This is a genomic window from Massilia sp. UMI-21, from assembly GCA_015277795.1.
Classification (GTDB): Bacteria; Pseudomonadota; Gammaproteobacteria; order Burkholderiales; family Burkholderiaceae_D; genus Telluria.
Map to the genome: position 1 here is coordinate 1,605,351 of CP063848.1, position 14,250 is coordinate 1,619,600.

The window sequence follows — 14,250 nt, forward strand, 5'->3', positions numbered from 1 at the left end:
TTGACAACGTGACCGCAGGGTCACGGGCACCGAGCGCCTCCATGAATGCAAACCTGACCGGGCACCTGTCACCGGACGACCCTACGCTGTCGCCCGTGACCCGGGCGATGGTGGGCTTGCGCGGGCTGGTCGTGGACGCCTGGATGGACGAGGTGCGCCGGACGGTGCCGCAGGCGCGCGAACTGCCGCTGGCCATTCTCGAGAACACACTGCCGGCCTATTTCGACACCCTGGCCGCGCTGCTCACGCCAGGCTACTCCGCGCGCGCGGTCACCGACCTGGGGGCGGTGGCCAGCGAGCATGGCGGCGAGCGGGCGCGCCTGACCATGTACGATGCCACCGCGCTCATCCACGAACTCCAGATTTTCGGCGAGGTCCTGTTCCGCGAGCTGGCGCGCCATGGCGTGACGCTCGACGAAGGGCAGCGCGCGACCCTGTTCGCCCACCTCGACGCGACCATCCGCGAAAGCGCCAATTCCTTCACCGTGGTGCAGGCGGCCCTGCGCGAGCAGTTCGTCGCCTCGATGGCGCACGACCTGCGCACGCCCCTGTCCACCGCCCAGATGGCGGCCGAGATGATCCTGCACCTGTCCGCCGACGACAAGCTGCGGCGCTTCGCCGAGAAGATCGTGGCCAGCACCCGGCGCATCGACGGCATGGCGCGCGAACTGCTCGACCGCATCGCCTTCTGCAAGACCGGCCCGGTACGGCTTCGCATCGAGCGGGTCGACATGGCGGCGCTGGTGCGCGACATCGTCCAGTCGGCCGAGATATTCCACCCGATCGTCCTCGAGCTCGCGGCCGCGCCGGTGCAAGGCTGGTGGTGCGGCGAGGCGATCCGGCGCGCGATCGAGAACCTGGTCAACAACGCCATCAAGTACGGCGCGCGCGAACCGGCCATCCGGATCACGCTGAGCACCACCCTCGAGCGTATCCAGGTGATGGTGCATAACCAGGGCCCGCCGATCGCGCCGGAAGACAGCGAGAGCATCTTCCAGCTCTACCGCCGCGCCGGCAACCAGGGACTGGAGGAGGGCTGGGGCGTCGGGCTGCCCTACGTGCGACGGGTGACCGAAGCGCATGGCGGCAGCGTGGTGATGTCCAGTTCCATCGAGGACGGCACCGCCTTCGTGATCGACCTGCCGCTGGATGCGCGGCCCTTCGCGGGCGCGCCGACTGCCGCCTAGGCCCGGGCCTCAGGCGGACCGCTTCGACATGCCGCCGTGCCCGCCCACCGGTTCGGTCTCGAAGCGCTCGCCGAAGCCGGCGATCAGCGGCCGGCCTTGCGCGATGGCCGCCTGCACGGACGGCAGCGACAGCGAAGCCTTGTGGCTGGCCTGGTCCACCCAGGTCTCGGTGATCCACAGGGCATCGGGCTCCTGCTTGTCCTTGGCGATGCCGTAGCCGAGGCAACCCGGCATGCCGGCGGTACCCTCCAGCAGGATGGCGATGAGGGCGTCGCGCTGGCCTGGCTGGGCGCGCATTTTTCCGATCAATCCGTACATGGGTGGGGTTTCCTTCGTGTCTGGTGCGGCCCGGACGGCCAGGGGCAGGGCGGCCAGCGCAGCCAGGGCGCTCGTGGCGGTGCGGCGTGAGATGGTCATGGCGGCTTCCCTGTTCAGTAAAAGACAAGTATAGGCCGGCGCGTGGCGCCGCCGCAACCGATAAGCGGGCAGCGCCCGCGTCTGCATGCTGGGGTAAGATCAGCATTTGCCAATCCGCTTTACTGAATGGAATATTCGATGCGACTTTCCCGTCTTGCCTTCGCCGCTGCCATCAGCCTGTCCGCCACTGCCCATGCCCAGCACCAGCAGGCGCCCACCGTGGCCGAGCACGTGCTGCGCGGCCACCTGGCCTTCCTGGCCGACGACCTGTTCGAAGGCCGCGGCACCGGCCAGCGCGGCGGCGCGCTGGCGGTGCGCTACCTCGAAACCCAGGCCGCGATCATCGGCCTGCAGCCGGCTTACCCCGGCAACAAGGACGGCGGCTACCGCCAGAAGGTCGAGATCGAGGGTACCCGGCTGCTACCCGGCAGCGCGGTCAGCTTCCAGGCCGGCGGCAAGCGCATCAGCCCCGAGGTCGGCAAGGGCATCGTGTTCGGCACCGGCAGCGGGCGCACCGAGCTGTCCTTCGACGCGCCGCTGCTGTTCGTCGGCTACGGCGTCTCGGCGCCCGAGGAACAATGGGACGACTACAAGGACGCCGACGTGAAGGGCAAGATCCTGGTCATGATGGTCAACGACCCGCAGCCCACCGCGCAGGAACCGACGCGCTTCGACGGCAAGGCCTACACCTGGTACGGCCGCTGGCTGTACAAGTTCGAGGAAGCGGTGCGCAAGGGCGCGGCCGGCGTGCTGCTGATCCACACGCTGCCCTCGTCCTCGTATCCCTGGAGCGTGCCGGCCAACGGTTTCTCGCACGAGCGCTTCCACCTGGCCGGCCCCGGCAATCCGATCGAAGGCTGGCTGCACGAGGACACCGCGCGCGAACTGTTCGCCGCCGGCGGCTTCGACCTCGACGCCCTGCGCGCCCGGGCCGAGCGGCGCGACTTCCGGCCGGTGGACCTGAACGTGGCGGCCCATGTCGAGCTGAAGTCGGCGATCCGCATGGTGGAGCAGTACAACGTGGTCGGCATCGTGCCCGGTACCGACCCGAAGCTGAAGTCGCAGGCGGTGGTGTATTCCTCGCACTGGGACCACATGGGCAGCGACGAAGCGGCGCCGGGGAAACAGGACCGGATCTACAACGGCGCCATCGACAACGCTTCCGGCACCGCCGCGCTGCTGGCGATGGCCGCCGAGGCGGTCAGGAAGCCGGCGCGCCGCACCCAGGTGTTCCTGTGGCCGGCCGCCGAGGAGCAAGGCCTGCTGGGCAGCGCCGCCTACGTGAAGGATCCGGTGGTGCCGCTGGCGCAGACCGCGGCCGACCTGAACCTCGACAGCCTGAACTTCGTCGGCGCGACCCGGGACATCGGCGTGCCGGGCGCCGAGCGCAGCAGCCTGTACGACACCGCCGCCGGCGTGGCCAAGGAGATGGGCCTGAAGCTGGCGCCGACCATTCCCGACCTGTCGGGCGCCTACTTCCGCGCCGACCACTTCAATTTCGCCAAGGCGGGCGTGCCGGCCTTTAACGTGGGCTCGGCCGTGTTCTCGGGCGACGGCCATTTCGAGTTCGCGCACGAGCACGCGGCCTCGAGCCGGAAGATGGTGGGCTTCAAGAAGGACTACCACCAGGTGAGCGACGAGTATTCGCCGGACTGGGACCTGTCGGGCATGGTGCAGCAGGCGCAGTTCACGCTCAAGCTGGGCTATGCGGTGGCCAACGCGCCTGCCATGCCGTCCTGGAAGAAGGGCGATCCTTTCGGCAGTGTCGAACGCTGAATCGGGCGCGAAGTCAGGCGCGAAATCAGGCGCCTGAGGGCTCGGTCGCCGTATCGGCGACGATTTTCTCCAGCGCCGCCATGTCCACCGGCTTGACCAGGTGGTGATCGAAGCCGGCGGCCGCGCTGTTGTCGCGGTCCTGGTCCTGGCCGTATCCGGTCACCGCGACCAGCGTCGCATGCAGGGTGGCCGGGTGCCGGCGCAGGCGGCGCGCCAGTTCGTAGCCGTCCATCTCGGGCAATCCGAGGTCGAGCAGGCACAGGTCCGGCGCGAACCTGGCCGCCTGCGCCAGCGCGTCGTGCGAATCGTGTTCCACCCGCACCTCGTGGCCCTGCGCACCCACGATCATGGCCAGCATCCGGGCCGCGTCGACGTTGTCGTCCACCACCAGCACTTTCAGGCGCGCTCCCCGTGACGCGGCCACGGCCGCGCCGCCGCCCCCGCCATCGGGGGCGGGGCCGGCACGCTCGGCGCAGCGCGGCAGGCGCACCGTGAGGCTGGTCCCCATGCCTGGTCCGGCGCTGGCCACGTGCACGCTGCCGCCGTGCAGCTCGACCAGGCTGCGTACCAGCGCCAGCCCGATGCCGAGGCCGCCGAGCGCACGGTCGGGCGTACGCTCGCCCTGCACGAACATGTCGAAGGCGCGCTCCAGTTCCGCCGGCAGCATGCCGATGCCGTTGTCGCGCACTTCCACCAGCATGGCCTCCCCGGCGCTCGCCACCGTCACCTCGATGTGGCCGCCGCGGTCGGTGAACTTGGCCGCGTTGTGCAGGAGGTTGCCCACTACCTGCACCAGGCGCTTGCGGTCGCCCAGCACGAAGCAGGGCTGCGGCAGGGTGCGCACGTCCAGCCGGTGCCCCTTGTCGCGCACCAGCGCCTGCACCTGCTCGGCGGCGTCCTGCACCACGCCGTTCAGGTCGATCCGCTCCTTGCTCAGGACGACCAGCCCGCGCGTGACGCGCGAGACGTCCAGCAGGTCGTCCACCAGCCCGGCCATGTGGCGCGCCTGGCGCGCGATGATGGCGCTGATCTGCCTGGTGCGGGCCGGGTCCATGCCGTCCTGGGCGAGCAGTTGCGCGCCGGATGAAATCGGCGCCAGCGGGTTGCGCAGCTCGTGCGCCAGCATCGCCAGGAACTCGTTCTTGCGCTGGTCGGCCTGGCGCAGGGCTTCCTCGGCGCGCACGCGCTCGGTAATGTCCTGCATGGTGCCACGCAGCGCCACCACCCGGCCGTCCGGCCCGTGCACGCTCTCGCAGCGGTAATCGAGCCAGACGCGATGGCCGTGCGCATGCAGGGCCTGCAGCTGCAGCTTGCCGCTGCCGCCTGCGCGTATCAATTCGTTCGTGAGCCGCTGCACCCGCAGCCATGACTCTTCCAGCAGCACGGTGCCGCGCTGCTGGGCGAAAGGCGGCAGCGCACGTCCGAAGATGTGCGGCACCGAATCCGAGACCTCGATGTCCTGGCCGTCCAGGTTCCAGTGCCAGGTGCCGAAGCGCGCCAGCATGTGGGTCTCGCGCAGGGCCGATTCCTTGGCCGCCAGCTGGCGCGAGCGCTCGGCCAGCAGCGCGGCGGCATCGCCGATGGCGGCCGCCACCTCGGCGGCTTCGCGCACGTGGACCTCGGTGAAGGAGGGGGGCGTCTCGCCCTTGCCGAGCGCCTGCGCCTGCCCGCTCAGGGCCTGCACCGAGCGCGCCAGGCGGCCGCCGATCAGCCATGCCAGGCACAGGCCGATCGCGAACAGTCCCGCCGCGACGCCGGCCATCAGGGCGAGTTGCCGCATCAGCTCGGCGCGCAGGGTGGCGCGCGGCATGCCGACCGCCACGCCCCAGCCGCTGAGCGAAGAACGCGAGAACGAGCTCAGCAGCGGTACGCCTTCGCGCGAGCGCGAATCGATGGTGCCTTCGCGCTGGCGGCTGGCGGCGCTGCGCAGCAAGGGATTGACCGACTGGCCGATGGACTTGTCGCGGTTGAGGTTGCGGTTGAAGATGATGCCCTCGCGATCGAACAGCGAAGCGACCGCACCGTCCGGCACCGAGGCCGGTGTCAGCAGGTCGTCGAATTCCTCCGGTCCCAGTCCGATACTCAGCACATAGCGAAGCTCGCCATGCACGCGCACCGGCACGTCGACGCTGGCCAGCGCGCTTTTGCGCAGGACGCCCTGGAACACGTTCGACACCGCCGGCCGGCCGGTAACGAAGACCCGCTCGATCGAGGGCGACGGATGGCGTGGCAGCGGCGTGCCGTAGGCAACCGCGGTGTTGATCAGCTGCTGGCCGCTGCGGTCGCGCAGCACCGCGTTCATGCGCCCGCCTGCCAGCGCCAGCGCCTCGCGCGCCTGGTAGTGCGTGCGCCCGAAGTCTTCCACCTCGAGCGCGTCGATGGTGGACAGGGTCTGGGCAATCGACTGCGCCTGGCGCAGCTTGTTGTCGGTGCTGTGGACCAGCGCCCGCACCGTCTGCAGGGTCTTCTGCTCGATCTGGGCGCGCGCCTTCTGGTACTGGTGCACGAACAACAGCGACGCGCCGACCAGGCCGGGCAACAGGGTAGCCAGCACCAGCCAGAGCAGGTAGGCGCGCAGGGGCCTGCGGACGATGGAAGTGGCGGTGCCGGTCACGTTTTACGCTGGACTGATGGTAATGCCTGATTCTACGTGAGATTTCGCCCGGTGCATCGGCAAGTTATGCCTGGATGAGTCACGCGCACGATCGTGCGATATGTGTTCGCTTCGACAAGTGCTGAAGGCTGAGCGCACGCTGGACGTTGCGTGGATGCCATACCCGTGCCGCTTTTTCAAAAATACTACCGCGTTTTGTCATTTCACCATCGAATCCGGGGCCGAATGGTCGTAATGTGTCTTGCATGTGTGCAATAAATACTGCGCCTGACAACAGAAAGTCAACCACCATGGACACCAAGACCACTACCCAGGACAATGAAGTCCTCTCCTTCCGCCTGGCCAAGGAAGAATATGCGATCAGCATCCTGAAAGTGCAGGAAATCCGCGGCTACGAAGAGCCCACCCTGCTGCCGAGCGCACCTGCCTGCATCAAGGGCATCACGAACCTGCGCGGTTCGATCGTGCCGATCGTCGACATGCGCATCCTGTTCAATCTCGGCGAGCCGACCTATGACCAGTTCACGGTCGTCATCGTCCTGAACATCAAGAACCATGTGATCGGCATGATCGTGGACAGCGTATCCGACGTCGTGACCCTGCTCGACGAGCAGGTACGGCCCGCGCCCGACATGGGCAGCAGCGCGGACGGCGACTACATCACCGGGCTGGGCACCGTCGGCGAGCGCATGCTGATCCTGCTCGACATCGACAGGCTGATGAGCTCCGAGCAGCTCGGCCTGATCACCGCCGTACAGAAAGCCGCGTAAGCGGAGGGCAGGCGAGGGCGCGGCCGGCATCGCCTGCAAGCCGACGAAAAGGCTCTGTCAGCGTTAACCATGGATGAGGCCTGAACTGCTGAGCTCCTCCCTGGTCGAACACCTGTCTACATCGACAGGAAGCGGCCGTGAAAACACCAGCTTCAAAAAATGGTTCGCACGACTCCCCGCGCTGAACGGGGCGCAGCGCCAACAAACACTGGCGGCACTGCAAGCGGCCGCGGGGCTGGACCGGATCGTCGCGCTCATCGAGCAGATCCGCGCACCCCAACGCGCGTGTCCGCGCTGCGCCAGCACGCGCTGCTACCGGCACGGCCAGTCAACCTGCGCGCCGGCGTGCGGGTGCGCCGTCACGCCGCCATCGCCATCCACGTCCAGAACGTCAACGCCTTCCATCAGCGTCTGCGCGACTGGCTGGCCCGCTTTCACGGCGTGGCATCGCGCTACCTGCCGAATTATCTCGGTTGGCACCGGGCGCTCGACTGCGCACGGGCAATTGCTGCGGAACAGTTCTTACGCATCGCAATCGGCGTCATCAACAGATAAAGGTGACAGCGCCACAAAAAAAGGCAAGCCATTTCTGGCTTGCCTTTCTGGTTCCGGCGCGCTGCGCTTAGAACGAGTGGCGAATGCCCACGTTGAACACCGACGGATCGGCGCCGAGCGCGGTGACCGGCGGCGCGAAGCTGCCGCCGGCGGAACCCATGCCGAAGGCGGCACGGCCGTTGTTGCGCACGTGGCCGTAGCTGCTGTACACGTTGGTGCGCTTGGACAGGGTGTAGCTGTAGGCGACCGAGAAACCGTTGCCCTTGGCGCCGGTTTCCAGCTTCTGCTGGTGCAGCGAAGCGTAGAACTTGTTCGGTCCCGCGGTGAAGATGCCGCCCACGGTCAGGAACTTGTACTCGTTGTTCGGACCTTCCCAGTCGGCTTCCATGTAGGCGGCGCGCAGGTCGAACGCACCGAAGTTGTAGCCGGCGCCGACCGTGTATTCCTTGTCGTCGCCGGTCGCCAGGCGTTCGGTCTGCTGGTAGCCGGCGCCCAGGTACAGCGGGCCGTTCTTGTACTCCACCGCCGCGCCCACCAGGCTGCCCGAAGGATCGTCGGTCTGGCGCTCGCCGGCGGCGTAGGACGCCAGGACCGTGAAGCCGCTCAGGGTATCGCTTTTGTAGTTGACCGAGTTCGACAGGCGGCGGGTCAGGCGGTTGGCGCCGAAGGCGGTCAGGGTCGAGCCGTAGAAGCCGTGGCCCAGCGGGTCGGCCGACTGCGCCACCGCGGCGATCGGGCCATATTCGCGGCCCACGGTGATGGTGCCGAAGGAACCCTGCAGGCCGACCACGGCGCGGCGCTGGAAGGTGCCGGCCGCGTCGCCCGCGCCACTGTCGAGCGCGACGCCGGCTTCGATGTTGAAGAGCGCTTTCAGGCCATTGCCCAGGTCTTCGGTGCCACGAAAGCCGATACGGCTGGTGGACTGGGTGCCGGAGCTGATCACGGTGCGGCGGTCTTCGCCCGGCGCGTCATTGTCTTCGATGCCGATCGATGCGTCGGCAATGCCGTAGATCTGGACGCTCGTCTGCGCATGGGCTGCAGCCAGCGGCAGGAGGGATAACAGGGCGATGGCCAGGCTCTTCTTTTTCATTGATGCTCTCCAGGTGGTTGAATGGGGTGTCCGAACGCCGTTTTTGTTGTCAGTTGACAGAAACGTACTGTTGCAAAAAGCTTAGCTTCCAGTGTGTTCGAAATGATGCCATGTTTCATTAGCTCTTTGCTTATTCGGTTTCCGTGAAGCATGTGCGCGTAGCCAAAAAGCCGCACGACCCAGCGCAAACTACGTGTTTCTACTGACCGCACTGTTGTAATTAGGTAACGGAAACGCCAGCCTCGGCTGTGCGGAGCGCGTGCGCGGGCCTGCTTGCCCCCATGTTAGGATCGGCGCATCCACGACCCTCATCATCACAGCAAGGACAACGACAACGTGCGCACCGGTATCAGCCAAGCGCCTTTCGGCCAGTTGCCGGGCGGCGAAACCATCACCCAGTTCACGCTCACCAATGCCAACGGCATGGTGGCCAGGATCATCGATTTCGGCGGCATCATCACCGAGCTGCACGCGCCCGATCGCGCGGGCCGGCTGGCCGACGTCGTGCTGGGCTTCGACACGCTCGCGCCCTACCTGGACGAGAGCCCGTATTTCGGCGCCCTGATCGGGCGCTACGGCAACCGCATCGCCAAGGGGAAGTTCACGCTCGACGGCCGCGAAGTGTGCCTGCCCACGAATAACGGCAACAACCACCTGCACGGCGGGGCGCCAGGCTTCGACAAGGTGAAGTGGCAGGCCGGCGTGGACGGCGACAGCCTGCGCCTGGCCTATACCAGCCGCGACGGCGAGCAGGGCTACCCGGGCAAGCTCGACGTCACCGTCGTGTACACGCTCCTCGACAGCAACGAACTGGCGGTGCGCTTCCATGCCGTGAGCGACCAGGCCACCCCGGTCAACCTGACCCAGCACAGCTATTTCAACCTGGCCGCCGGAACCGACGGCAGCGGCGACATCCTCGGGCACCTGTTGACCATCGACGCCGATGCGTTCGTCGCCATCGACGCCGAATCGATCCCGACCGGGGCGCTGGCGCCGGTGGCAGGCACGCCCTTCGATTTCCGTACGCCGCAGGCGATCGGGGCGCGCATCGGGCAGGACGATACCCAACTGCGCAACGGCCAGGGCTACGACCACTGCTTCGCGCTGAACAAGCCGCCGGGCAAGGCGATGACCCGGGCCGCCCACGTGCTGGAACCGGTGTCGGGCCGGGTGCTGGAACTGTTCACCGAAGAGCCGGGCGTGCAGTTCTACAGCGGGAACTTCCTCGACGGCTCGCTGGCCGGCAAAGGGCGGATGTATGGCTACCGCAGCGGCTTCTGCCTGGAGCCGCAGCACTTCCCGGATTCGCCCAACCAGCCGCATTTCCCGAACGTGATCCTGCGCCCGGGAGAGGTGTACCAGACCGCGTCGCGCTTTCGCTTTTCAGTCCGGTAAGCGCGCTATTCCAACGACAGCCCGAGCCGTTCGATGAGGCCATTGGCGCCCAGGTGCAGCGACACCAGCATGGTCTCGTTCTCGAACAGGAAGCGGTAGCGCGCCCGCTCGCGCGCGCCCTCGCTGCTGCGCGCCAGCAGTTCGACCGATTGCAGGGCGCCGAAATCACGGAACTCGGCGGCAATCTGGGTGACCCAGTGTTGCGTGAAGCGGCCGCGCTCGCTGTCCGACAGGCCGGCGGGAACGCGGCCGGCCAGCAGTTCGCCGATCGCCCGGCGCGCCCGTGCGGTGCTGCCCGGCTTGCCGTCGGCGATGGCCGGCGCACGCGTGGGGGCCAGCGCTGGCACATAGTGCGCGGCCACCAGGTCGGCGATCCTGCCCTGGCGCGCCGCGGCGGAGTTGGCCAGCACGATCACGCTCAGGCGATCGTCCGGGTAGCGCAGGATCACGCTCTTGAAGCCTTGCCAGGCGCCGCCGTGCTGGATCGTGCGGTGGCCGTTCTGCGTGCCCACGTACCAGCCGTAGCCATACGGTCCCTGGCTGCCGTCCGCCAGCCGGGGCGGGGTCCAGCTGGCCTGTTTCATGCGGGCGTCGAGGATGGTCTCGCCGCCGAGCGCCAGGTCCCAGCGCGCCAGGTCGCGTGCGCTCAGGTAGATTGCGCCGTCGGCGGTCCGGTTCAGGCTGGGCGCCACCCAGCGCTGGTTCCGCAGCTTGCCGTCGATCCGTTCGTAGCCGGCGGCGCGGTGCGCAACGATATCGGCCTCGCTGATCACGTCGGCCCCCATGCCGAGCGGCGCAAACAGACGCTCCTTCAGCTGCTCGCCGAAGAACTTGCCGCCGACCCGGTTGCAGATGAAGCCGAGCAGGTGGTAGCCCGCATTGCTGTAGGCGAAGCGTTCGCCGGGTGCGAACAGCAGCGGCATCGCCGCTTCCAGCGCGATCAACTCCTCGTCGGTGTAATCCTTGCGCAGGTCGATCTTCGTGTACGGGTCGCCCAGGCCGGACGTGTGCGTGAGCAGGTGGCGGATCGTGATGCCTTGCCAGGCTGCGGGCGCGCCCGGCAGGTGGCGCGCAACCGGGTCGTCGAGTGTCAGCTTGCCGTCCTTCTCCAGCAGCAGCACCAGGGCCGCGGTGAAGGTCTTGCCCACCGAGGCCGACTGGAACATGGTGTCCGGCGTGACCGGCACCCCATGCTCGACGTTGGCCAGGCCATAGCCCTGTTCGCGCACGATCCTGCCGTCCTTGACCACCACCACCGCCACGCCGGGAACCTGGCGCCGCTGCATTTCACGCCTGATCGCATCGTCGAGCGCATCGGCCCGGACCGCACCGGCGCACAGGCTCGCCGCAAGGACGGCAGTCAGTTGCCAGGGCAGGAAGGCCAGGCCGCGTGCCCGATTCCATGGTTTGTCGCCGCGCATTGCATCCTCTTATTGATGTTTTGCAAGTATGGTAAGCCGGTGGCGCAGGAAAGTCGCCGCAAATCGGCCGTGGCGGGCGGTTTGATGCATGGCGGATATTCCTCTTGCATCGCTGCCGCCACCGGGGCGGATCGTAGCGGGCGCGGCCCATTCAGATTGCTCGCTATAATCCCCCGATTATAAAAAAGTTAGCGGCGAGACAACAATCGACGGCGACAGGGTGCCCATCCTTGCGACCGGACGCCGCGCGGAATCGAACTGGGACTATCCTGATGCGCAACGAAAGCAGTCTTTCCCTTCCGACGGACGGCGGCATGACGCTGTCCGCCCAGGCGGACGATCGTCCATGGCCTGTCTTTCCATCTGTCAAACCGGACAACTGGCCGGAGGGCATGCGCGCGATCGCCGACCTGATCGGCGCCTCGCATTTTCCGATGGCGATCATGTGGGGCCCCGAACTGCGGCTGTTCTACAACGACGCCTATGCCTTGCTGCTCGGCGACAAGCACCCGGCCGCCATGGGGCAGCCGTTTCCGATGGTGCGCCCGGAGCTGTGGCCACGCCTGCGGCCCTACATGCTCGAAGCACTGTCGGGCCGGCCCGTCCAGTTCGAGAGTGCCCTGACGGACTTCTACCGCAACGGCATGCTCGAACGGCGCTATTTTTCGGCCTCGATCTCGCCGGTGCGCCACGACGGCGAGGTCATCGGCGTGTACTTCGTGCTGTCCGACTGTACCTCGAAGGTGCAGGCCGAGCAGCGCCACGCCTTCCACCTGAAGCTGAGCGACACGCTGCGCGGGCTGGTCGACGCGGTGGACGTGATGGCGTCGGCCAGCCGCCTCACCGGCGAATGCCTCGGCGTGGGCCGGGTCGGCTATGGCGAGATCGATGCCGCCGGGCGCACCATCAGCGTGGGCCGCGACTGGACCGACGGCAGCATCCCCAGCCTGGCCGGAGAGTCGCGCGAGCTCGACAGCTTTGGCCCGGCCGTCGTCGCGCAGCTGCGCACCGGGCGCACCCTGCGCCTGGACGATATCGCGCTCGACACGCGCGCCGCGCACTACGCGACCGGCTATGCCAGCATCGGCGCGCGTTCGATGATCATCGTGCCGCTGATCGAGGAGGGACGGCTGGCCGCCGTGTTCTACCTGCACGAGCGGTGCCCGCGCCATTGGAGCGACCAGGAGGTGGCGATGGCCGAGGACGTGGCGAACCATACCCGCGAAGTGGTGCGGCGCGCCCGCGTGGAGGAATCGCTGCGCGACGAGAAGCGGGTGCTCGAAATGGTCAATCGCACCGGCCAGGCGCTGGCCTCGACGCTCGACCTGGACACGCTGCTGCAGGCGATCACCGACGCCGGCACCGAGCTGGCCGGCGCGCGCTTCGGCGCCTTCTTCTACAACGCCGAGGATGAACATGGCCAGCGGCTCCAGCTCTACACGCTGTCGGGCGCCCTGCGCGAAGACGTGGAAGGGCTGGGCAAGCCGCGCGCCGCCGAACTGTTCCGCCCGATGTTCGCCGGCGAAGGCGCGGTGCGCAGCGACGACATCACGCGCGACCCGCGCTACGCCGCGCTCGGGCCGGCGCAGTTGTCGCAGGCCGGCATGCCGCCCGGCCACGTGGCGGTGCGCAGCTACCTGGCGGTGCCGGTCGTGTCGCGCGCCGGCCAGGTGCTGGGCGGCCTGTTCTTCGGCCATCCGGAGCCCGGCGTGTTCACCGAACGCACCGAACGCATCGTCGCCGCGGTGGCGGCGCAGGCGGCGATCGCGATGGACAATGCGCGCCTGTACGAGGTGGCGCAGAAGTCGGCGCAGGAACGCGACGCGCTGCTGCAGAGCGAGCGCGCGGCGCGGGTGCAGGCCGAGCGCCTGAGCCACACCAAGGACGAATTCCTGGCGATGCTCGCGCACGAGCTGCGCAATCCGCTGGCCCCGATCAGCAGTTCGGCCAGTCTGCTGTCGATGCAGTTCAAGGACGAACCGCGCATCCGCCAGACCAGCACCATCATCAGCCGCCAGGTGCGCCACATGAGCCGCCTGATCGACGACCTGCTCGACGTCTCGCGGGTCACGCGCGGCCTGGTCAAGCTCAAGCTGGGCGTGGTGGACTTCCGCGACATCGTCTCGGGCGCGTTAGACCAGGCGCGTCCGCTGGTCGAGGAAAAGGGCCATGCGATAGCGCTGGCGCTGCCGCCGGTGCCCGTGTACGTGCGCGGCGACCAGACCCGGCTGGTGCAGAGCGTGGCGAATATCCTCAACAACGCCGCCAAGTACACCCAGAAGGGCGGGCGGATCGCGCTGGCGCTGGAAAGCGGCGCCGGCAGGATGCGCCTGACGGTGAGCGACAACGGCTCCGGCATGCCGGCCGAACTGCTGCCCAACGTGTTCGACCTGTTCACGCAGGGAGCGCGCACGCTGGCTCGCTCGCAGGGCGGCCTCGGGCTGGGCCTGACCCTGGTCAAGCGCCTGATCGAACTGCACCAGGGCGAAGTCGGCGCGCACAGCGAAGGTGTCGGCATGGGCAGCAGCTTCACCCTCGCGCTGCCATGCGTGGACGCGGCGCCGGAGGCGGGCGGCGCCGGCGCGCCGCCCGAAGACGCGCATCCCCGGCTGGAGCGGCCGCTGCGCCTGGTGCTGGTCGACGACAACGCCGACGCAGCCGACAGCCTGTCGCAGCTCCTGAACGTGCAGGGCTATCGCACCGCGGTCGAGTACGACGCCCGCTCGGCCCTGCGCCGTGCCCGCGCCGAGCGGCCGGACGCGATGCTGGTCGACATCGGCCTGCCCGACATCGACGGCTACCACCTGGCCGAGCAGTTGCGCGCCATGCCCGAGACGCGCGACACGGTGCTGGTGGCCATCACCGGCTACGGCCAGGCCCGCGACCGCGAGCGGGCCGTCGAAGCCGGCTTCGCGCACCACCTGGTCAAGCCGGTCGACATGACCGCGCTGATGCGGGTGCTGGAGTCGGTCGGCGCCAGCGCGGCGCGCGCGCGGCCGCAGCCATCGCCAGGCGGCGCCTGACG

The 14,250-nt window shown here is 68.1% G+C and carries 9 protein-coding genes and 1 pseudogene; 6 read left to right on the forward strand and 4 right to left on the reverse strand.

The annotated features are described in order from the left end of the window. Window positions 1-41: 41 nt before the first annotated feature. Window positions 42-1,187 (forward strand): HAMP domain-containing histidine kinase, encoded by a 1,146-nt coding sequence (locus tag IM543_07150; GenBank protein ID QOY95619.1) that lies wholly within the window; start codon window positions 42-44, stop codon window positions 1,185-1,187. Between the two features lie 9 nt (window positions 1,188-1,196). Here the strand turns inward: IM543_07150 and IM543_07155 are convergent, their stop codons facing one another. Next, entirely contained in the window at window positions 1,197-1,604 is a 408-nt protein-coding gene (locus IM543_07155; protein QOY95620.1) for an antibiotic biosynthesis monooxygenase, read from the reverse strand. A gap of 138 nt (window positions 1,605-1,742) precedes the next feature. Here IM543_07155 and IM543_07160 point away from each other — a divergent pair, with 138 nt between their 5' ends. Further along, a complete protein-coding gene (locus IM543_07160; protein ID QOY95621.1) occupies window positions 1,743-3,380 on the forward strand; it encodes a M28 family peptidase in 1,638 nt (545 codons plus the stop codon). Window positions 3,381-3,405: 25 nt separating this feature from the next. Here IM543_07160 and IM543_07165 read toward each other — a convergent pair whose 3' ends face one another. Further along, the gene (locus IM543_07165; GenBank protein ID QOY96560.1) at window positions 3,406-5,958 is read right to left on the reverse strand and encodes a response regulator; all 2,553 of its coding nucleotides are present in this window, start codon (window positions 5,956-5,958) and stop codon (window positions 3,406-3,408) included. Between the two features lie 326 nt (window positions 5,959-6,284). Between IM543_07165 and IM543_07170 the strand changes: the two genes are divergently transcribed. Together IM543_07170 and IM543_07175 are read left to right on the forward strand one after the other, a co-directional pair. Beyond that, window positions 6,285-6,764: a chemotaxis protein CheW gene (locus IM543_07170; GenBank protein ID QOY95622.1), complete on the forward strand. Its 480-nt coding sequence runs from the start codon at window positions 6,285-6,287 to the stop codon at window positions 6,762-6,764. 327 nt (window positions 6,765-7,091) lie between these two features. After that, window positions 7,092-7,319 (forward strand): annotated as a pseudogene (locus IM543_07175) (IS1595 family transposase). Between the two features lie 67 nt (window positions 7,320-7,386). On the opposite strand, the gene IM543_07180 reads toward IM543_07175, so the two are convergent. After that, window positions 7,387-8,409: a porin gene (locus IM543_07180; GenBank protein QOY95623.1), complete on the reverse strand. Its 1,023-nt coding sequence runs from the start codon at window positions 8,407-8,409 to the stop codon at window positions 7,387-7,389. Window positions 8,410-8,745: 336 nt separating this feature from the next. Here IM543_07180 and IM543_07185 point away from each other — a divergent pair, with 336 nt between their 5' ends. Continuing rightward, a complete protein-coding gene (locus IM543_07185) occupies window positions 8,746-9,804 on the forward strand; it encodes a galactose mutarotase (GenBank protein ID QOY95624.1) in 1,059 nt (352 codons plus the stop codon). A 5-nt stretch (window positions 9,805-9,809) separates the two neighbouring features. Here the strand turns inward: IM543_07185 and IM543_07190 are convergent, their stop codons facing one another. Then, complete coding sequence (locus IM543_07190) at window positions 9,810-11,225, reverse strand: beta-lactamase family protein (protein QOY95625.1); 1,416 nt, start codon at window positions 11,223-11,225, stop codon at window positions 9,810-9,812. A 314-nt stretch (window positions 11,226-11,539) separates the two neighbouring features. On the opposite strand from IM543_07190, the gene IM543_07195 reads away from it, so the two are divergent. After that, on the forward strand, window positions 11,540-14,248 hold the full coding sequence (locus tag IM543_07195) for a GAF domain-containing protein (protein QOY95626.1): 2,709 nt from the start codon (window positions 11,540-11,542) through the stop codon (window positions 14,246-14,248). Window positions 14,249-14,250: the final 2 nt, after the last annotated feature.